16 protein-coding genes are annotated in these 20323 nt (G+C 65.0%); 10 read left to right on the forward strand and 6 right to left on the reverse strand.

Going from position 1 to position 20323, the window contains the following annotated elements; genetic code table 11:
• The first annotated feature begins 35 nt into the window (after positions 1-35).
• Together BN4346_RS43780 and BN4346_RS43785 are read left to right on the forward strand one after the other, a co-directional pair.
• Complete coding sequence (locus BN4346_RS43780; protein WP_067976486.1) at positions 36-1562, forward strand: HNH endonuclease signature motif containing protein; 1527 nt, start codon at positions 36-38, stop codon at positions 1560-1562.
• A gap of 113 nt (positions 1563-1675) precedes the next feature.
• On the forward strand, positions 1676-4582 hold the full coding sequence (locus tag BN4346_RS43785; RefSeq protein WP_078058825.1) for an MMPL/RND family transporter: 2907 nt from the start codon (positions 1676-1678) through the stop codon (positions 4580-4582).
• 48 nt (positions 4583-4630) lie between these two features.
• On the opposite strand, the gene gjpA is transcribed toward BN4346_RS43785, so the two are convergent.
• Both gjpA and BN4346_RS43795 read right to left on the reverse strand, forming a co-directional pair.
• A complete protein-coding gene (gene gjpA / locus BN4346_RS43790) occupies positions 4631-5485 on the reverse strand; it encodes an outer membrane porin GjpA (RefSeq protein WP_167666261.1) in 855 nt (284 codons plus the stop codon).
• Positions 5486-5634: 149 nt separating this feature from the next.
• Complete coding sequence (locus BN4346_RS43795; RefSeq protein ID WP_067976490.1) at positions 5635-6447, reverse strand: class I SAM-dependent methyltransferase; 813 nt, start codon at positions 6445-6447, stop codon at positions 5635-5637.
• A 184-nt stretch (positions 6448-6631) separates the two neighbouring features.
• On the opposite strand from BN4346_RS43795, the gene BN4346_RS43800 reads away from it, so the two are divergent.
• The 7 genes from BN4346_RS43800 to BN4346_RS43830 are packed head-to-tail and all read left to right on the forward strand — an operon-like array spanning position 6632 to position 15759.
• Positions 6632-8059, forward strand: coding sequence for a PPE family protein (locus BN4346_RS43800; RefSeq protein WP_167666262.1), 1428 nt, complete (start codon positions 6632-6634; stop codon positions 8057-8059).
• Between the two features lie 19 nt (positions 8060-8078).
• Complete coding sequence (gene scoE / locus BN4346_RS43805) at positions 8079-8948, forward strand: (3R)-3-[(carboxymethyl)amino]fatty acid oxygenase/decarboxylase (protein WP_067976493.1); 870 nt, start codon at positions 8079-8081, stop codon at positions 8946-8948.
• Positions 8945-9508 carry an FcoT family thioesterase gene (locus tag BN4346_RS43810; protein WP_067976494.1) on the forward strand — a complete coding sequence of 188 codons (564 nt, stop codon included), beginning with the start codon at positions 8945-8947 and terminating at the stop codon, positions 9506-9508. The genes scoE and BN4346_RS43810 overlap by 4 nt, the downstream gene beginning before the upstream one ends.
• 1 nt (position 9509) lies before the next feature.
• On the forward strand, positions 9510-11066 hold the full coding sequence (gene fadD10, locus BN4346_RS43815) for a fatty acid--CoA ligase FadD10 (protein ID WP_067976495.1): 1557 nt from the start codon (positions 9510-9512) through the stop codon (positions 11064-11066).
• A complete protein-coding gene (locus BN4346_RS43820; protein ID WP_067976496.1) occupies positions 11059-11304 on the forward strand; it encodes an acyl carrier protein in 246 nt (81 codons plus the stop codon). Before fadD10 ends, BN4346_RS43820 begins: the two co-directional genes overlap by 8 nt.
• Positions 11291-15460, forward strand: a complete 4170-nt coding sequence (locus tag BN4346_RS43825; protein WP_096867734.1) for an AMP-binding protein — start codon at positions 11291-11293, stop codon at positions 15458-15460. Before BN4346_RS43820 ends, BN4346_RS43825 begins: the two co-directional genes overlap by 14 nt.
• Positions 15427-15759 carry a heavy-metal-associated domain-containing protein gene (locus BN4346_RS43830; protein WP_167666263.1) on the forward strand — a complete coding sequence of 111 codons (333 nt, stop codon included), beginning with the start codon at positions 15427-15429 and terminating at the stop codon, positions 15757-15759. Before BN4346_RS43825 ends, BN4346_RS43830 begins: the two co-directional genes overlap by 34 nt.
• 30 nt (positions 15760-15789) lie before the next feature.
• On the opposite strand, the gene hpt is transcribed toward BN4346_RS43830, so the two are convergent.
• From hpt to dacB, 4 genes are read right to left on the reverse strand one after another with little or no spacing between them, the layout of a single operon-like run.
• The gene (gene hpt / locus BN4346_RS43835) at positions 15790-16416 is read right to left on the reverse strand and encodes a hypoxanthine phosphoribosyltransferase (protein ID WP_067976499.1); all 627 of its coding nucleotides are present in this window, start codon (positions 16414-16416) and stop codon (positions 15790-15792) included.
• A 29-nt stretch (positions 16417-16445) separates the two neighbouring features.
• Entirely contained in the window at positions 16446-17408 is a 963-nt protein-coding gene (tilS, locus tag BN4346_RS43840; protein WP_067976501.1) for a tRNA lysidine(34) synthetase TilS, read from the reverse strand.
• Positions 17387-18418: a zinc-dependent metalloprotease gene (locus BN4346_RS43845; protein ID WP_078058831.1), complete on the reverse strand. Its 1032-nt coding sequence runs from the start codon at positions 18416-18418 to the stop codon at positions 17387-17389. Before BN4346_RS43845 ends, tilS begins: the two co-directional genes overlap by 22 nt.
• Positions 18415-19791 carry a D-alanyl-D-alanine carboxypeptidase/D-alanyl-D-alanine endopeptidase gene (gene dacB / locus BN4346_RS43850; RefSeq protein ID WP_067976504.1) on the reverse strand — a complete coding sequence of 459 codons (1377 nt, stop codon included), beginning with the start codon at positions 19789-19791 and terminating at the stop codon, positions 18415-18417. The genes BN4346_RS43845 and dacB overlap by 4 nt, the downstream gene beginning before the upstream one ends.
• An 81-nt stretch (positions 19792-19872) precedes the next feature.
• On the opposite strand from dacB, the gene BN4346_RS43855 reads away from it, so the two are divergent.
• A partial coding sequence (locus BN4346_RS43855) for an inorganic diphosphatase (RefSeq protein ID WP_067976507.1) occupies positions 19873-20323 on the forward strand: 451 nt, incomplete at its 3' end.

Genomic DNA, 20323 nt, shown 5'->3' on the forward strand with positions numbered 1-20323 from the left:
AGTTTGAGTCAGTGGAGAACGCTATAATCGAACGTATGTTCGAACAGTCGTCGTCGAGGGTTCCCTCTCCGGAGTCGGTCGCGCGGCTCAGTGAGCGGTTTGAGCGGCGTTATCCGTCGGTGACGGCGGAGTCGGCGGGGTTGGTGGAGCGGGTTTGCGTGTTGGCGCGGGCGGAGAATCGGGCGGCGGCGGCGCAGTTGGTGGCGATTGGGGAGTTGTTTGCGCTGCGCTTGAGTCGTTGTGGTGAGAGGCAGGAGTGGGCGGTCGATACTGAGGCGGCGGTGGCTGCGGAGGTGGCGGCGGCGTTGCGGATCAGTCAGGGGCTGGCTGGGAGTCGGTTGCACTATGCCCGGGCGATGCGTGAGCAGTTGCCGCAGGTGGCGGAGGTGTTCAAGGCCGGCGATATCGATATGCGGTTGTTTCAGACGATGGTGTATCGCACCGGGTTGATCACCGACCGGGAGGTGCTGGCGGTCGTTGATGGGCAGTTGGCGGCGCAGGTGACGCGGTGGCCGTCGCTGACCATGAACCGGTTGGCGGGAAAGGTCGACAAGATCGTGGCGAAGGCCGATGCCGATGCGGTGCGTCGCCGCAGGGAGCGGCAGTCCGAACGCGAGATCTTGTTCGGGAATTTTGTCGAGGGGGGTCTCTCGGAGATCCAAGGCAGTCTGTTCAGCGTTGATGCGCGTGCGGTGGACAGGGCGCTGGATGCGTTGGCGGCCACGGTGTGTGAGCACGATCCGCGGACTCGTGAGCAGCGGCGGGCCGATGCGATGGGGGCGTTGGCGGCGCGGGCGGATCGGCTGGGGTGCCGCTGCGGGCGGCCGGATTGTGTGGCGGGAGGCCGTGCGGCGGTGTCGCCGGTGGTCATTCATGTGATCGCTGAGCAGGCCACCGTCGACGGGACCGGTGATGCGCCGGGCTCGTTGGTTGGGGCGGATGGATTGATCCCGCCGGAGTTGATCGCCGAGCTTGCCCGATCGGCCCGGTTGGTGTCGTTGGTGCATCCCTTGGACGCGCCACCAGAGTCGGGGTATGTGCCCTCGAAGGCGCTAGCCGACTTTGTCCGCTGCCGGGATCTGACGTGTCGCTGGCCTGGGTGTGACCGGCCGGCGACCGAATGCGATCTCGACCACACGGTTCCCTATGGTGACGGTGGCGCCACCCACGCATCAAACCTTAAATGTTATTGCCGTACACATCATTTGGTGAAGACGTTCTGGGCGTGGCGTGATCAGCAGTTGCCGGACGGGACGGTGATCCTGACCGCTCCATCGGGCCAGACCTATGTCACCACGCCGGGCAGTTCGTGGCTGTTCCCGCGCTTGTGCGCACCTACCGGGGAGGTGCCGGTCCCCAAGCCATCTGTCGATGACCGCTGTGGTGACCGCACCGCGATGATGCCCCGCCGACGGCGTACCCGCGCCCAGAATCGCGCGGCGCGCATCGCGACCGAACGCAACCAGAACCACAAGGCCCGTCAAGCCCGGCGGGCCGCATTCAACGCCGTCTGGTTCCCCAAAGTCGACGCCACCGCGGACGACGACCCACCGCCCTTCTAACGGGAACCGTTGGTTGCGGCTTCGAGCGTGGGAACTTTCTACGCGCCTCGTCCGACCCATTGGGCGATGACTTGCCCCAACGATGTAGCACATGTTGCGCCCCGGGATCATCTATGACAGCCGCTGCTGGTCCTGAGATCACCTCGCCCACACCGGTGCCGCTTCCCCAGGCAGAACGCTCCGCCGTAGCCACATGGATTCGGCGACTCGCCTTCCCGATCATCCTCGGATGGCTCGCAATCGTCGTCGTCCTCAGCACCGCGGTACCGCCGCTCGAAATCGTTGGCCAGATGCGCTCGGTGCCCATGAGCCCGCAGTTTGCGCCGTCGGTCACCGCGATGAAGCGAATCGGCCAAGTCTTCGGTGAGTACACCTCCGACAGCTCGGCGATGATCCTCCTCGAGAGCCAACAGCCACTCGGCGACGAGGCACACCGCTACTACGACGCACTGGTCAGCAGGCTCACCGACACCTCCCACGTCGAGCACGTCCAGGATTTCTGGGGTGATCCGCTAACTGCGGCCGGCGCGCAGAGCAACGACGGCCGCGCTTCCTACGTGCAGGTCTACCTGGCCGGAAATCAGGGCGAGACGCTGGCGAACGAGTCGCTTGAGGCGGTCCGCAGAATCGTCGCCGAGGTCGAAGCCCCTCCGGGAGTGCGCACCCACGTCACCGGCCCAGCAGCGCTGGCCGCCGACGAGCAGGTAGCCGGGGACAACAGCGCGCAAGTCATTGTGGCCCTCACCTTCTTGGTCATCACTGCGATGATTCTGTTGGTCTACCGGTCAATAACCACCGGGCTGATTGTCTTGGCGTTGGTGTTTCTCGCCCTCGCTGCGGCACGCGGCGTGGTGGCCTGGCTCGCGTACTTCCAACTCATCGGTCTGACCACCTTTGCGACCAACCTGCTAGTCACCTTGGCCATAGCGGCTGCGACCGACTACGCGATCGTTCTGGTCGGCCGCTACCAAGAGGCCAGGACCGCCGGCGAAGACCGCGAAACGGCCTACCACACGATGTTCACCGGCACCGCGCACGTGATCCTCGCCTCGGGATCGACGATCGCGGGTGCCACGTTCTGCCTGCACTTCACCCGGCTCCCCTACTTTCAGACGCTCGGTATTCCGCTTGCCGCCGGAATGGTCGTCGCCATGCTGGTGGCGTTGACACTCGGTCCGGCGATCATCACCGTCGCCAGTCGGCGGGGACTCCTGGAACCCAAGCGTGCCATGCGAATACGCGGCTGGCGTAAACTCGGCTCGGTCATCGTCCGCTGGCCGGCTCCGGTCTTGGTGGCCAGTACCGCGCTGACCCTGATCGGCCTGCTGACGCTGCCCGGCTATCGCACCAGCTACAACGAACGCCGCTACCTACCTCCGGATCTGCCTTCCACAGCCGGCTATGCCGCAGCCGAGCGACACTTCTCCACAGCGCGGATGAATCCCGAGGCGTTGCTGGTGGAGACCGACCGGGACCTGCGCAACCCGGCGGACTTCCTGGTGATCGACAAGATCGCCAAAAGGGTCGTGCGTGAACCGGGGATAAGCCGGGTCCAGACGATCACCCGCCCGGATGGCACGCCACTGACGTTCAGCACCCTGCCGGCTCAGCTCAGCCTGCAGGGCACCTTGCAGGTACTCAACCAGGGTTACCTGCAGAATCGCATGACGGAATTCCGCGCCAGCGCCGAAGATCTGCAGCGCAGCATCGACGCCATGGCGCGGATGCGGCTGTTGATGACCGAGATGGCGGCCACCACCCACAGCATGGTCGGCAAGGCACATCGACTAGCCTCTGACACTTCGGAATTGCGGAATCACCTGGCGGACTTCGACGATTTCCTGCGACCACTGCGCTCCTACCTGTACTGGGATCCGCATTGTTTCAACATCCCGACATGCTGGGCCCTGCGATCGGTCTTCGATGCCCTCGACGGCACCGATGTACTGAGCGGCGACATCGACCAGATGCTGCCCGACCTTGATCGACTCGACGCGTTGCTACCGCAGCTTCTCCAGCAACTGCCGGCACAGATCCAGACACTGACGTCGACGCGGGCGACGATGCTCACCATGTATTCCGCCCAGAACGGCCTGCTGGATCAGACCGCGACGATGTTGGACAACCAGTCCGCTATGGGCACGGCGTTCAACGACTCGAAGAACGACGACACGTTTTATCTGCCACCTGAGGTCTTCGACAATCAGGATTTCAAACGCGGCTTGAAAGTGTTTCTGTCACCGGACGGCCACGCCGTTCGGTTCGTCGTCACCCACGACGGCGATCCCCTTACCCCCGAAGGGATCACACACGTCGACGGCATCAAGCACGCAGCCAAGGAGGCCATGAAAGGCACTCCGCTGGAAGGTTCGAAGATCTACGTCGGCGGTACGGCGTCGGTATTCAAGGACATGCAGGAGGGCAACAACTACGACCTCATGGCGGTCGGCATAGCCGCACTGTGTCTGATCTTCATCATCATGCTTATCATCACCCGCAGCGTGATCGCCGCCGCAGTGATCGTCGGCACCGTGCTGGCGTCGCTGGGGGCGTCGTTTGGCCTATCGATCTTGTTGTGGCAGCAGATTATCGGTTTGGAGCTGCACTTTATGGTGATGGCGATGTCGCTGATCATCCTGCTGTCCGTTGGCTCGGACTACAACCTGCTGCTGGTCGCGAGGTTCAGAGAGGAGATCCACGCCGGGCTGAACACCGGAATCATTCGAGCGATGGGCGGCACAGGTTCAGTCGTGACCTCGGCCGGGGTGGTATTCGCCTTGACGATGCTGTCGATGGCGGTCAGCGATCTGACCGTGGTGGCACAGATCGGCACCACCATCGCACTCGGGCTGCTGTTCGACACTCTGGTCATTCGCTCGTTTGTGACGCCCTCAATTGCCGCGCTGCTGGGCAAGTGGTTCTGGTGGCCCCAATTGGTCCGACCCCGACCGATCCCGGTGCGGTGGCCCGAGTCAAAAGCAGTTGAATTGAAGGGGCGCCAGAGGCGGTCGTCCCAATGATGTTGGGGGCGCCCGCCTCCGTCGCTCACCTGACGAACACTACGTGCGTCAACTCATCCCACCCGCAAACATTTCGATGAGGCTGACCAACGACGCGATGAGACCAACTCCCTCGCCCGGGGCCGAGTACGGCATTCCCATCCCTACCATCTGCAGGTCGAGACCGAGCGAGTTGTAGATCGATCCACCGATGCTGCCGGAATCGGTTACTCCGGGTGTGAAAAGACCGCCGAAGTCAAAGCTGGCACCGAGGACCGCATTGCCTTCCGGGACCTGCAATGCATCATTCAACAACGGAACCAACGCATCAAGGTTGAGGGTGGCGCCGTTGAAGAACGCACCGACCATGTTCGCGGGCATGGCCAGCAGTTCTTGTACCGCAGCCTGAAAGTCTCCACCGCCAAGGCTGTCGACGATCGAACCAACACCGTTGATCAGCTCCACTCCGGGGCTGAGCAGCGGGCCGATGAGTCCCATCAGCACACCACTCATCGGCGACGACAAGAGAGTCAGCAGCGTGGCCGCGGGTTCAACTGCACCGATCGGCACCACCCCCATGCCCATGTCCATTCCGGCCAGGTACTGCAGGCCCCAGAGATGGCTCCAGTCCAGAGTTTGAGCCGCCAATTCCGAGCCCTCGGGCGTTGCCACGTCGACTCCGATGAACGTGGTTGCGGCCAAAGCCTCTTGCAGCGATCCGGGGAAGCCGAAGTCAGCTTCCTTGATTGCGTCAAAGACCTCGGTGGCGTTGGCCAGCGTGGTGTTGAAAACGTCGGCCCATGGCCCGAACAGGTCCAGCGACGCGGTCAGTTGCACGGACGCCGGCCCGGCCACGCCAAGCGCCGGTGCCGCCGGGCTTACTGCGATTATTCCGGTGAGGGCCAGTGCGGTCCCCCCGGCCATGAGGCCACCGATGCCGATGTGCGATGCGAGGTCGTGAACGTGATGAGACGATTTCATGCCTAGTTTGTCGAACCGGAGGCAAGATAAGTTCCTGAGCGGACAAGAGATTCTGAAGTTTTCTCAATCTTGCTGTCAGGTCTGGCTTCTCGTCAGCCGAACTCGACCAGAGTGGTCGGCGCACGAAACCTCGCCAGACCACGCACACCGTAGATCAGCGGAAGCGCCGCGCCCAGCACCCTGCCCCGTCCGCGCGGCATGCCGAGTTCAGAGACGACCCTGACCCCGGGCACAGCACGCAGATCGTCGTAGTCATTCGCAGTGAACCAGAACGGCATTGGTGGCGCCGTATAGTTGTCGCTGAGCTTAAAGCCACGGCGCGAGCGTGAGTAGGCACTCAACAACCTCGGGACGCTGTCGAAGATCATCCGCCCGCCGGGAAACCTGCGGGCACAGGCAGCGAACAGCTCAAACACCGCCTCGCGGTCCAGGTACTGCAGCAGCCCTTCGGCTGTGATCAACACCTCAGCGGATTCGCCAACCTCGTCCATCCAGGAGTACTCGAGCGCCGACTGGGCACAGTACCGCAGTCGGCTCGATTCTGGTAACAGCTGCTGCCGCAGTCGAACAACAGGTCCCAAATCCACTGAAAGCCAACGTAACTGACCGTTATCGACCCGCCAGAAGCTGGTCTGCAAACCCTCGGCAAGGGCGACCACGGTGGCACGCGGATGCACCGCCAAGTATCCGCGCGTGGCCTGGTCGAACACCAACGCCCGCAGCGCGATGGCCTGGTGAGTCCTGCCGAAATCGGCGTAGTCGTACTCAAGGCTGTTGAGCAACTCGATCGCCATCGGGTCATCGATCAGCCCGTCAGGACGCTGCGCCTCGGCTGCCCGCTGATACAACGTGAGCAGCGCGGTCTCCGATATCCCATCGAGGTGACGGGCGTCAATGACTGGCACGCCTTCAGACCGTACCCGCCGGACCCCCGCGAGTCGCTGCGAGAAATCTAACCGCAGTCGACCGGAACTTTTTGATTCCCATCTCCGACCACCTCGTTGGCGGGAAACTGTCCCGCGCCTTGCGTTCCGCGTAATCCACGACATCAGAGGAGGTGCCATCCTGACCGCCCCGATCTGGATGGCAATGTCTCCCGAGACGCACTCCGCCATGCTCGCCACTGGCCCAGGGCCAGGACCTCTGTTGGCAGCCGCCGAACAATGGCAGCAGCTCAGCGTCATCTACGACGACACCGCCACTGAATTGAGCCAGGTACTGGCCGGGGTGCAGACCGGCCACTGGCAGGGCCCCAGCGCAACGGCCTATCTGTCCGCGCACATGCCTTATCTGACCTGGCTGGAGCAAGTGGCCGCCGACAGTGCCACGACTGCCGCACAACACCAGACGGCCGCCTCCGCATATAGCGCCGCGGTGGCCTCAATGCCCAGTCTCGAAGAACTGGCCGCCAACCACGCGGTTCACGCGGTACTGCTCGCCACGAACTTCTTCGGCGTGAACACCGTCCCGATTGCCGCCAACGAGGCCGACTACACGCGAATGTGGGTGCAGGCCGCCGAGACCATGTCCGTATATCAGGGCACCGCCGCCGCGGCCGTGGCAGCCACCCCGCAGATCCGCCCCGCTCCACCCATCGTCTCCAACCCCGCGGCGGCCACCTCCCCCGAAGGCGTTACAGACGGCAATTGGCTGCAGGAACTTACCCACCTCATCACTGAACTTCTCAACAACGCCGGCAATGTCGAAGAACTGCTGCGCATCTTCGAGGACTTCTTCCAACACCTCGGTTTCAACCCGGTGATCGCTACCTTCCTGGCGGCGGTCGCGTTAGTGGCCTACGACGTGTTGTGGTACCCCTACTACGCGTCATATGGCCTGTTGCTGTTGCCGTTCTTCGCGCCCGCGCTCAGCGCGCTCAGCGCCTTGAAGTTGCTACCGCTGCTGACCGGCCAACAGATCCCCGCTGATCAGGGACCGGACATGGTCGCACCGCGAGCCGGTGGCCGAAGCGTAGACATTCCCGTTGCGGCGATTGTGGCCCCGCCCGCTGCGGCCGGCTCCTCCGCCGGTCTGGGCGGCACCGCCGGTGCAGAGGGACCGAACGCACCCGTCGTCGTCCCGAGCGCCGACGGCGTTGCCGCGCTGATCCACTACGTCGTCTCCGGCTGGGGACCACCCGGCGTCGACACCGGACCCAAAGACGATATCGCTGCGCCCAACAGCGCTGCGGCTTCCCGGCGTGCGATCTCTCCGCGGACCATCTCCACCGATGCCCGCAGCCGACGCAGGCGACGCAGCACCGGCCGGGTTCGTATGCACGGCAATCGTTACGAGTTTCTCCAAGCCGGCGATGTCCCGGTCATGGCCGCGGACTCCGATGCCGTCCCCACCGAACGCCCCGAGGCCATCGCAGCAGTGGTCGCCTCCACCCGCGCCGCTGGGCTCACGGGGCGCGCTGACGAAATCCGGCGAGTACCAATGTTGCCCACCAGCTGGTGCGCCTCCGACCAGGTCGAGCAACTGACACAACCGATGAAGGACGGAAAAGAAGAATGAGCAAGGAAACCCAGATCGGATGACGCTGACCGTCACAGGCACCGGCCTTGGAGCGCAGATCACCGGGGTTGACCCCAATGATCTGAGCAGCATCACCCGCGACGAGATTCGCGAGATCGTATACGCCAATAAGCTTGTCATCCTCAAAGGCGTTCACCCCTCGCCGGAGCAATACCTTCAGCTCGGCAGAATCATCGGCGACATCGTGCCCTATTACGAATCCATGTACCACCATCACGAGTTTCCGGAGATCTTCGTGTCCTCCACCGAGGAACACCAAGGCGTTCCGCGAACCGGCGCGTTCTGGCACATCGACTACATGTTCATGCCGGAGCCATTCGCGTTCTCAATGGTGTTACCCCTGACCGTTCCCGGACCTGACCGGGGTACCTATTTCATCGACCTCAACCAAGCCTGGGCGTCGGTACCCACCACCTTGCAGGACGCTGCTCGCGGGACATTGAGCACCCATGATCCCCGGCGGCACATCAAAATCCGCCCCGATGACGTCTACCGACCGATCGGGGAAGTGTGGGACGAAATTACCCGGACCACACCGCCAATCAAATGGCCGACCGTAATCCGGCATCCAAAGACGGGCGAAGAGATTCTCTACATCTGCGCGTCGGGGACCACAAAAATTGAGGACCAGGAGTCCCGCGTGCTCGAACCGTCGGTATTACAAGAGCTGATGGCCGCAACCGGGCAACTTGATCCCGAGTTCACACACCCCTTCATTCATACCCAACACTACGAGGTAGGAGACATCATCTTGTGGGACAACCGAGTTCTGATGCATCGAGCCAAACACGGCAGTTCCGCGGGAACCTTGACAACCTATCGACTGACAATGCTCGACGGTCTCAAGACCCCGGGATACCCGGCATGAGCACTACCGGTTCGACGCCCCCAGCCTTGACCGACGCGACCCCGATCGCAGAGAGCCTATTGTCCAAGGTGCTGGAGCCCTACGCCTACAAGGGGTGCCGGTATCTGATCGATGCCGAATCCCAAGCGGATGCCGATTCGGTTTTAGCTCAAGGACGTTTCTCGATCGCCGAATCCGCCTACATCCGCAGCACCGGCCATTTCAACGCAGTCGAATTGGTGTTGTGCTTCAATCAGCTCGCCTACTCTGCTTTCGCGCCCGCCATCGCCGAAGGCGTGATTCCCGCGTTCCATGGTTGGACATTCGACGACTACTGCAAGCACCAGCTCTCCAGCATGTACATCAGAAGGTCGTCGTCGCGGTTCAGAAGACCGATTGATGCCACCAAGTTCCAGGCACGGTTGCACTGCCACAACTTGGAGATCGTCGAACGCACGGTGCGGTATCTGCGCGTGCCATGCGCCATTGAGTTCTGGGATGAGCACGGCGGTTCGGCGTATGGCGAGTTCGAGCTCGCTGCCCTGAACATCCCTGGATGCCAGCCAGAACAAGCCCGCTGACATGAGTACGCAAGCCCCCTCCAGCATGCTGGAGCGCATTCTCGAACACGTTCACCAACGGCCCGACGCGATCGCGTTGCGCCGTTGCGATGGAACCGGATTGGTGAGCTACCGCGATCTGGCCGCGGAATGGGAGAGGCTGGCCGGCGCACTGCACCAGCAAGGGGTATCGCAGGGATCGCGGGTGCTGGTCATCTCCGACAACGGGCCACAGACCTACCTCGCGGTCCTTGCGTGCGCCCGGCTAGGCGCCATTGCCGTTCTCGTTGACGGCGACCTGCCGGTGGCCACCATCGATCGGTTCGCCCAACTGACCGATCCCTCCGCAATGCTGCGCACGGTCGGTACCAGGATGCCCACCGCGGGCCTACCAGAACGCCTGGCAGCGATCCCGGCACTGTCGGTTGCCGACAGCCAAGCTTTTCGCAACCCGCCGGGGAGCCTGGGTCATCCGAGGGGAAATGCCGATGCTCCAGTAGCGATGATCTTCACCAGCGGAACGACCGGTGAACCCAAGGCTGTGTTGTTGGCCAACCGAACTTTCTACGCCGTGGCCGACATTCTGCGAGCAGAGGGCTTGACGTGGATCGACTGGGTGATCGGCGAGACAGCGTATTCGCCGTTGCCGGCAACACATATCGGCGGGCTGTGGTGGATCCTGAACTGCCTGATGCAGGGCGTGTCATGTGTCACCGGCGGCGAGACAGGTGCGTCGTTGCTAGAGATCCTCTCGGTCAATGACGTCGCCACGGTTTGTCTGGTCCCGACGCTGCTGTCACGCCTGGTGGCCGAATTGAAGTCGACCGGAGCACCGGTGCCGGCCTCGCTGCGCTTCCTGGGCTACGGCGGATCCAGGGCTATCGCATCGGACGTACATTTCGTCGAGGCCGCCGGGGTGCGAACCGCACAGGTCTATGGCCTGAGTGAAACCGGTTGCACCGCACTGTGCCTTCCCACCGCGACGGGTTCTATCGACGCCATCGAGGCGGGTGCTGTCGGCAGGCCGTATCCGGGTGTAGAGGTTCATCTCGACGGCGACGGCAGTGGGCCAACAGGGCCTTCGGCTTCGTCGGGCACCCTGTGGATCAGATCGCCGGCAAACATGCTCGGATACTGGAACAACCTCGACCGCACCGCTGAAACGCTGCGCGACGGGTGGGTCAACACGGGCGACCTGCTCGACGCGGGCAGCGACGGTCTGTTCTATATCCGCGGACGAGCGTCGGAGATGATCATCTGCGGCGGCGTTAACGTGGCTCCCGACGAGGTCGACCGGGTCGCGGAGTCGGTCAGCGGTGTCCGCGACGCCGCTTGCTACGAGATTCCCGATCCGGAGTTCGGTGCGCTGGTAGGGCTGGCGGTGGTCGCGGCGGAGAATCTGGACGAGGCAGGCGCCCGCGCCCTTAAGCAGTCGATCGCGGCCCGATACCGCAGCGAGGTGGAATCTGCTGCGCGCCCGTCGACGATCGTCTTGGTCACCAGCATTCCCAGAACTCAATCGGGCAAGGTCATGCGCACGTCGCTGGCCGCGGCGATCGATGCACGCGAACGTGAGTGAGCCTGTTCGGCAGCGGATTCTGGCCGCGGTCTGCGACGTGCTTTACATCGACGAGAGCGACTTCCACGACGGTGACGCCACCGACCTGCGCGATCTCGGTTTGGATTCGGTGCGCTTCGTTCTGCTGATGAAACGACTCGGGGTGGACCGCGAGTCCGAACTTCCGGCTCGCTTGGCGCGCAATCTTTCGATCGCCGCCTGGGTTACCGAATTGGGAGATTCCGGTGGGCACACCTGATTCGGCGCGTGCGCGGCGCATTCCGTTGTCCGTCTCCCAGCAGAACATCTACCGGGGGGTACTGCAGGATGGGGACCCCACGCTGTATCTGATCGGTCGCAGCTACCGGTTGCGTCCAGTGCCGCTTCGAGAGTTTCTTCTCGCGTTGCAGGCCTGCGTCCGCAACAACCCAGTGCAGTTATGCGTACTGGAGGAGACCGAGTCGGAGTACCCGGACCTGGTGCCGCGGCTTGGAGTGGACGAGTTGGTGCGGATGGCCGGTCCTGAAGTGGATCCGTTGGTCCACGAGTGGGATTCGGGCATCCTCGATCGGCCGCTAGTTCGCCACACCGTGCATACCGGCGCGAGCGGAGAGGTAATCGGGCTGGAGGTGCACGCCCATCACATTCTGCTCGACGGCGGCGCAACCGGGCTGATCGAAGCCGATCTGGGCCGGTTCCTGTCGGATGGATCCGGTGAAGTGCCCGACGTCGCAGCCGGACTGGACCGGCTCGCCGAGGCTCATCGCCGGGAGGCTGAGAAGGTGCGCGCAGCACACGATCGGCTGACCGAATCGGTCCAGCGTGAACTCACCGCTGAGGTCAACATCGGCGGCCAACCGCAGTCGCCGTCCGCCTCAGGGAACGCGCGGCGAGGACTGCTGCGTGAATCGATACAGATCACCGGGGCCGGATACGACGCGATAGCAACGCTGGCCGAACAACAGCAGATCCCGCTGCACATACTGGTGACGGCAGCAGTTGCCGCAGTAGATGCGAGCCGTCGACACAGTGCCGACGCCATGGTGGTGCACGCAGTTGACAATCGGTTCGGCGAACCGGCCCTTGATGTGGCTACCTGCCTGGTTAATTCGGTTGCCCAGTCGGTGCGATTTCCGGCGTTCGCCTCAGTGCGAGACCTCGTCAGCGCCTTGGACCGCGGGTATGTGAAGGGAGTGCGTCGCCGCTGGTTTCGCGAAGAGCTTTATCGCCGTATATATCTGACGACCAACCGTGCGCCCCAGATGGAGGCGGTAGCGCTCAACTACCTACAACAGCCCTGTGCACCCGAACTGCGTCCGTTCCTGAACGGCCTGCCGTCGACAACCGACATCGGGCCGATCGAGTGCCCCACCGTAGCTGTAGTGCACGATGACCTGGGCCGAACACTGAGCCTGTCAATCTGGGATGGCGGCACTCCGCAAGCCCGTGCCGAATCCACGGGAACTGCAGACCTGATCGCCGAGGCACTGCGCAGGTTCCCGACAGGATGGGATCGACCGGTCGCGATGAGCGTCGGCGCCTGGCTCGAGGTCGGTTCCGACGGCACCTGTCTGCCTTCCAAGAGCGCAGCCGGACCTAACGCCCAGACCCCGTCGGCTTGGTTTCTGGACGCGACCGCCGACGTCGGCAGTTGGCGCCGACGCCGCCGCTACGTCGACGCATGGATCAGCTGGTTGGTTACCAGCGGCGTCGAGCCGGGTGAGGTGCTGGTTCTCGCCGACGACCACACCGACAAGACCCTGGATCTCCTGTTCGCCTGTCACTTGGCCGGCTGTGGCTACAGCGTTTGCGACATCGCAGACGATCTCGCCGAGCGCGCCAACACGATCGCGACGTACGGCGAAGTCCCTGCCCGGGTCATCGACGTCACCACCGCCGCGCCCGCGCCAGATCCGGCGATAGTCGACGAGCACCTCCGTCGGGTCCGCAACGACGCCATGTTGGCGAACAGGATCGCGTACGTCATGCCTACCTCGGGCTCCACGGGAGTTCCCAAGTTGGTCCCGATATCCCATGGGGCGCTTGCGCTCTTCTGCCAGGGACATCGCGGCGCGTACGGCTGGCAGTCGAGCGATACCGTCTTGCAGTGCGCGCCCTTGACGTCGGATATCAGTGTCGAGGAGATCTTCGGCGCCGCCCAGTGCGGCGCGAAACTGATTCGGTCGTCAGCCGTACGAACCGGCAATCTGCTGCAGCTGGGCGACGACTTAGAGCGGCACCGGCCCACCATCCTCGACCTGCCCACCGCGGTCTGGCATCTGTGCTGCGAGGAACCGGACATGCGCAAGATTCTGACAGCATCGGGGTTGCGCCAGATTGTGATCGGTGGCGAAGCTGTTCGCCGACGGACGCTCGAAAAGTGGCTTGCAGCCGTTGATGTTTCGCATATCGCGTTGATTTCCAGCTACGGCCCGACCGAGGCCACTGTGGTGGTGACGTACCTGCCGCTGAGTGGGCAGGAATCGGGCATCGAATCGGACATCCGGCCGCGGGTGGGTCGCCCGATAGTTTCGAAGACGGTTTTCGTCGCATTCGGTGAGATCGTCGTTGTCGGAGACATGGTTTCGACCGGCTATCTGGGCAGGTCCGGCGCCTTCGGCACCGTGGTCGACGCCGACGGGACCCGACGCCGCGCGTTCGCCACTGCCGACCGCGTCACCTGGGACGATCAGGGATTTCTGGTTTTTGCTGGCCGCAGGGATGCCGTCGTGAAGCTCGCCGGACGGCGCGTCGACACCGCCGAGATCACCCGGCTTATCGCCGACGACCCCGCGGTCTGCGATGTCGCCGTCGAGCCCGAGGAGACCCGGCTCGGAGTGTGGTTTCAGACTCTGCTCACCCGTGACGGAGCACAGGATATTGCAGCTCGGGAACGCATTCGAGGCATCCTGCTGGCCGCCCGGGTACCCGGATTCGTGATGTCGGGGGTCGCCGAGATCCCACGCAAGCCCGGCGGCAAAGTCGATTTCGGCCGACTGCCCAGGCTCCGACTCGAAAGCGCCGGAAACGCCGGAGGTCAAGCGGCCGGCCTGGCCGAACTTTGGAGTCGGTGCCTCGACCGCGAACTGCAGCCTGATTCTTCGTTACTGGCTGAAGGCATCGGTTCCCTGGACTTGATCCGCATCCTGCCTGCCACCCGCCGCTACCTCGGCCGGCAGCTGTCCCTGCTGGACGTGATCAGCGCCGACAACGCGAGCCGTCTGCTCGAGTACACCGACGGTATCGGGTTGGACGAGGCCACTGCCGCCGAGATCGACGACGATCTGATCCGCCTGACCGCGCCGCCGCCTGCCGTCATGCCCGGCCCCCTCGCCAACGAGACTGGTACCGTTCTGGTGCTGGGCGCCTCCGGAATTCTCGGTACCGGATTCGCCAGCGCCATAGGCGAACTGCGCGCCAATGGATTCGCCTCCGAGCTGATACTGGCAACCACATCGAATCCGCCGGACGCCGACCCTTGGCGCTCACTGGCCGACGTCGAGGGCGTTCGCATCAAACGCGTGGCCCCAGAAGGAATTTCCGATCTGATACGCACCAATTCAGCTGCGACCGTGGTGAATGCCATCGGTAACACCAACGTGGTGGTGCCATATCGGGAGTTGCGGCCTGCCAATGTGGCGGCGGTAGCGGACATCGTTGCGGCCTGCGCGGCTCGCGGCGCCAGGCTGGTGCATCTGTCGACGTCGGTGGTGAACGCGCAAGTCGCTGCGCCGCAAGTCGTCGATCCGCGGGCCGCCCCCTATCCCTACGCGGCGTCCAAGGCGCTGGCCGAGCTGATCGTCGCGCGCAGTGCGCCGAATCTGGACTTCACCCTGGTGCGGCTGCCGCGGGTGCTGGGAGAACCGCATCAACTGCGGGCGTCCGCCGACATTCTGGTCGCACTGGCGGATGCATGTGCGGCGTTGGGTGCTCACCCGGCAGTGTCGTTGACCGAGGAAGTCACCGTAGGCCGGTCGGCAGCGGCTGCCATCCTGGGCACGCTCTCGGCGTCCCTGGGCCGCACCATCACCGTGCTGCGGGGCACGCCCGTCGAATATTCGGAATTCCTCTCTCGGTTCGGCAACCGTCAAAGAGATGTCGACGAGTGGAAGAGACAGCTGGATGACAGTGACTGGGCACGACACAACCCGCGTCGCTGGGCTGTCATCGACGCCTGGCTCACGCTCGGAACGCGACTCCGCGAACAGTCCTACACGCAGTACCTGGCGCGCTACCCGACTGTCGGCCTCGAGGTCGACAGTGTCACCGCGTTGACTGTCACCGCTTCGTCGCTGCCCGAATTGGTGAGCCACGGATGTTCGCCGGAACCGGACGGCCCTGCGCCACGACCACTCACAGAGGACCTGACGAAGGAGAAGCCTTGTCCGACATTCGACGGATCGAACTCGATGTAACCGGAATGACCTGCCGCATGTGCTCGGCGCATATCGAGCTGAAACTGAATTCGATCGACGGCGTTCGGGCCTCGGTGGACTTCCCGAGCGCGACAGCCACCGTCGACGCCGATTCCACCGTGAGCGTCGCAGAATTGTGCGAGGCGATTGCGGACGCCGGCTACCAGGGCGAGCTGCGATTGGAGCGGGCTCTCACGGCTGAAGATGTGCAGATCGCCGGCGGCGCCATACGGCGAATCGCGAGCCTGACTCGATTCCTGTCACGGGGCCGGCACAAACCGGCGATGCACCAGATCTGAGATCCGCTGCCGCCGCCCTTCTACTGGGGCTCAGCCCTGGTAGACCCGCGGGTCCAGGGTGCCGATGTAGGGCAGGTCGCGGTAGCGCTCGGCGTAGTCCAGGCCGTAGCCGACCACGAAGTCGTTCGGGATGTCGAAGCCCACGTACGCGATGTCCACGTCGGCGCCCAGCGCGTCGGGTTTGCGCAGCAGGGTGCACACCCGCAGGGACCGGGGCCGGCGGGTGGCCAGATTGCGCAGCAGCCACGACAGGGTCAGGCCGGAGTCCACGACGTCCTCGACGATCAACACGTCGCGGTCGCTGATGTCGCGGTCGAGGTCCTTGAGGATGCGCACCACGCCCGACGACGACGTCGACGAACCGTAGGAGCTGACCGCCATGAACTCGAACTGCGTGGGCAGCGGAATCGCCCGGGCGAGATCGGTGACGAACAGCACCGCGCCCTTGAGCACGGTGATCAGCAGCAGGTCGCCGCTGTCGGCACTGCCATCGGCGTACTCGTCGGCGATCTGCGCGGCGAGTTCGGCGGTGCGGGTCCGGATCTGCTCCTCGGTCAGCAATACCGATTTGATGTCACCCGCGTACAACTCGGGTTTCTCCCCCGGCAAGGTCGCAGCCACCAGCACAGCGTGCCATGGCGAGAGTTCGACAACCAACTGCAGCGGAGGAAATCCACGCCCGAAGCTCAGACCGGCTCGCTGCGCAGCCGCAGCAGGCCGTCGTCGCGAACCGCGAACAGCCGCTGTCCCCGCAGGTCCGATCCGATCGCCACTCCGCCCTGGCCTCGCCAGGCGGTCACCAGCCGGTCCACCGCGCGGATCTGCAGGTCGGTCAGGCCGCGTCCGCCCCCGTCGATCAGCCAGCGCCGGATCACCGCCAGGCGCACCGGGCCGGCCAAGGCCGCCAACGCGGCGGCGTCCAACCCGGCATCCGCGGTGGCGCCGGGCAGCGCCTGCTCGGCCAAGGCATCGATGAGCTCGGTGTTCTCCCGCAGCGCGATCGCGGTCCGGGCCAGGGCTTCGGCCACCCCGCCGTCCAGCACGTCCTCCAACAGCGGCAGCACTTGGGCACGCAGCCGCGCCCGGGTGAAGCGGCTATCACTGTTGTGCGGGTCGAGCCACGGCGTCAGCCCCAGCTCGTTGCAGGCATCCCCGGTCACGGCGCGGCGCACCCCCAGCAGCGGCCGGCACCACGGTGGGTCGTACGGCCGCATCCCGGCCATTGACCGGGCTCCCGAACCGCGGCCCAGCCCGAGCAGCACCGTCTCGGCCTGGTCGTCGAGCGTGTGTCCCAGCAATACGGGATCCCGGACGCGGGCATCGGCCAGGGCAGCGTATCGGGCGGTGCGCGCCGCGGCCTCCGGACCGCCCTCTACTCCTACGATCACCGGAATGACCTGCGCGTCAACGCATCCCAGTTCGAGGGCCTGACGGCGCGCGATCTCGGCCACCTGGGCCGAACCGACTTGCAGGCCATGATCGACGATCAGCGCGGTAGTGGGCCGCATCGCGGCGGCGACGGCGGTCAGCGCCAGCGAATCGGGTCCGCCGGACAACGCGACCGCCCAGCCGGCCCCCTGCGGCAGATATTGCTCGGCGAACGCCGCCAGCGCGGCGCGCAGCGCGGCTACAGCACCCGGTCGATCCACGCTTGCGGCTCTTCGATCTCGGCGGGCAATGGCAGGGTCTGCGGATCCGTCCACACCGCGTTGAACCGGTCCATGCCGACGCGGCCGACCACGGCGTCGACGAAGGCCTTTCCCCGGGTGTATTGGCTCATCTTGGCGTCCAGGCCCAGCAGCGCCCGCACCAGTCGCTGCAGCGGCGGTTGGCTGCGCTGACGGCGTTGCTCGAAACGACTCCGAATGGTCACCACCGATGGCACCGCCAGCGGCCCGACCGCGTCCATCACGTGGTCGGCGTGGCCTTCGAGCAGCGTGCCCAGCATCAGCAGTTGGTCCAGCGCGGTGCGTTGTTCCTCGGACTGCACCGCCCGCACCAGCCCCAGGATTCCCGACGGGCCCGGCGACTCGGCAGCATTACGGCCCCGCAGATAGTCAGCCAGCCGGCCCACCACCTGGGTGAGGTCTGGGCTGCTGTCGCCGGTCAATACCGCCAGGGCATCCGACATGTAGCCAGCCAGCCACGGGTTGACGCTGAACTGCACACGGTGCGTCACTTCGTGCAGGCACACCCACAACCGGAAGTCGGCCGGCGTCACCTGCAGCTGGCGCTCGACAGCGACGACGTTGGGATAAACCAGCAGCAGCGACCCACCGCCCGTACCGAACGGGTCGTACTGGCCGAGGATGCCCGAAGAGACGAACGCCAGCACCGCGCCGGTCTGCGCCCCGGTCAGCCGGCTGGTGAGGAAACCGGCGGGCCGCTGGGAGGCACCCATCATCACCCGCATCGATTCGGCCGCGGCAGCGATCCACTGCCGCCGGTCGACAACGCGTGCTTCGGGGACCGGGCCGTCGTCGCCCAGGCCGGTGACCTCTCGGACCAGGGGTTCTGCCGCGCGGGCACTGGCGTGCAGTTCCTCGATGACCTGGCGACGCGTGTAGTCGGTCATCGGCGGTGCGGGGCGGGCCAGCCATCCCCCGACCGTCGCGGCGAACTCAAAGTCCACCGCGCTCCCGATATCGGATTCGCTCATCCGCATCCGCAGGTTCGCAGTACCGCCGCCAGCGCGTCGATCGCCGTCCGCCCGGTGGGTCCGGCGTCGTTGGAGATGAACGCAAACGTCAGCACCCGCTGGTCCCGGTCGGTGACGATGCCAGCCAGCGCATTGGTGCGGGTCAGCGAGCCGGTCTTGGCCCGCAACCAGCCGGCCGCGCCCCGCCCGGTCTTGGGGTTGAGGAACCGCTCGGAGAGCGTGCCACTGCCGCCGGCGACCGGCAGCATGTCCAGCAGCGGACGCAGCTCGGGCAGGTCCGGCCCGGCGGCCGCCTGCACCACTGCATCGAGGGTCCGAGCCGACAGCCGGTCGTCGACCGACAATCCGCTGGAGTCCTGCAGGTTGGCTCCACTGACCGCGATGTGGGCGGTGGCCAGCCGGTTGGTCACCGCGTCGACCGCGCCGGCAAACGAACGGGGCCGGCCCATCGCCGCTGCCACCTCACGGGCAATGGATTCGGCCATCACGTTGTCCGAGGCGTTCATCATCTCGCCGAGGCGGACCACCAGCGGTGCCGATCGGACCGCAGCCAGCTCGCGCCCGGTCACCGACGAGGACGCAATGCTCACCTGTTCGGGGTCGACGCCCAACTCCGCGGCCAATGCCTTTCCGGCATCCAGCGCGGGCGTCGTCGATCGCCGGGACTCGACTGTGGTCGGCTGGACACGGCCGCCGTCGACCATCACCGCCTCGATCGGCGCGATGTCGCCGCCTTCGATGTCCTCGGCGTCCCAGCCCTGGGCCATGGTCGGGCCGGTGAAGGCCGAGGTGTCGACCTGAACCTCGGTGACACTGACCCCGCTGCGGCGAACCTGATCGGCCAGGTCACTGATGCGCGCGGCTTCGCGATACCAGGTGTCCTGACCGGCCTCAGCGGTCGACAGGGTGGGATCACCGCCACCGACCAACACCACCACCCCGGGCTGGTCGCCTGCCGTCACCCGGGTGGTGACCCGAGCGCCCTGGTCCAGCGCCAGCAAGGCAGCCGCTGCGGTGAGCACCTTGTTGGTCGACGCCGGCTGCATCGGAAAGTCTTCCTGTTGCGTCCACAGCGCCTTGCCGGTCAATGCATCGGTGATTCGGCCGGTGAGCCGGCCCAAATTCGGGTCGGCCAGCGCTGAGGCCATGGCAGCCGCCAAGGCACTGCCGACCGGCATCGGTGCGTCGTCGGAGACCGGAACCACCCCGGGTTTGGCCGTCGCCACCGGTGCCGGCGACACGACACGCGCACCTGCGCCGGATTCATCCGGCAGCACGACTACCGCCACCACCACCGCAGCGGCGGCCAACGCCAGCACCGCGGCCGCGATACCCAGATGGGCGCTGCTGTGTCGCCACCGAGTGGGTTGCATGTCTGTCCCTCCCCTGTCAGCCGCAATTGTGCCGGACGGGCGGAGTCCGGGCGTGAATCCGGGCCGCTCTAGACTGACCCGGTGCAATTCGACGTGACCATCGAAATCCCCAAGGGCCAGCGCAACAAGTACGAGGTCGACCACGCCACCGGGCGGGTCAAGCTCGACCGCTACCTGTACACGCCGATGGGCTACCCCACCGATTACGGCTTCATCGAGGACACCCTCGGCGAGGACGGCGACCCGCTGGACGCCATGGTGCTGCTGCCGCAGTCGGTGTTCCCCGGTGTGCTGGTGCAGGCGCGTCCGGTCGGAATGTTCCAGATGACCGACGAAGCCGGCGGCGACGCCAAGGTGCTGTGCGTGCCGGCCGGTGACCACCGGTGGGACCACATTCAAGACATCAGCGACGTGCCCGACTACGAGCTGGACGCGATCAAGCACTTCTTCGTGCACTACAAGGACCTGGAGCCGGGCAAGTTCGTCAAGGCCGCCGACTGGGTGGGCCGCGGCGAAGCCGAGGCCGAGATCA

The organism is Mycolicibacter icosiumassiliensis (assembly GCF_900078685.2).
GTDB lineage: Bacteria > Actinomycetota > Actinomycetes > Mycobacteriales > Mycobacteriaceae > Mycobacterium > Mycobacterium icosiumassiliensis.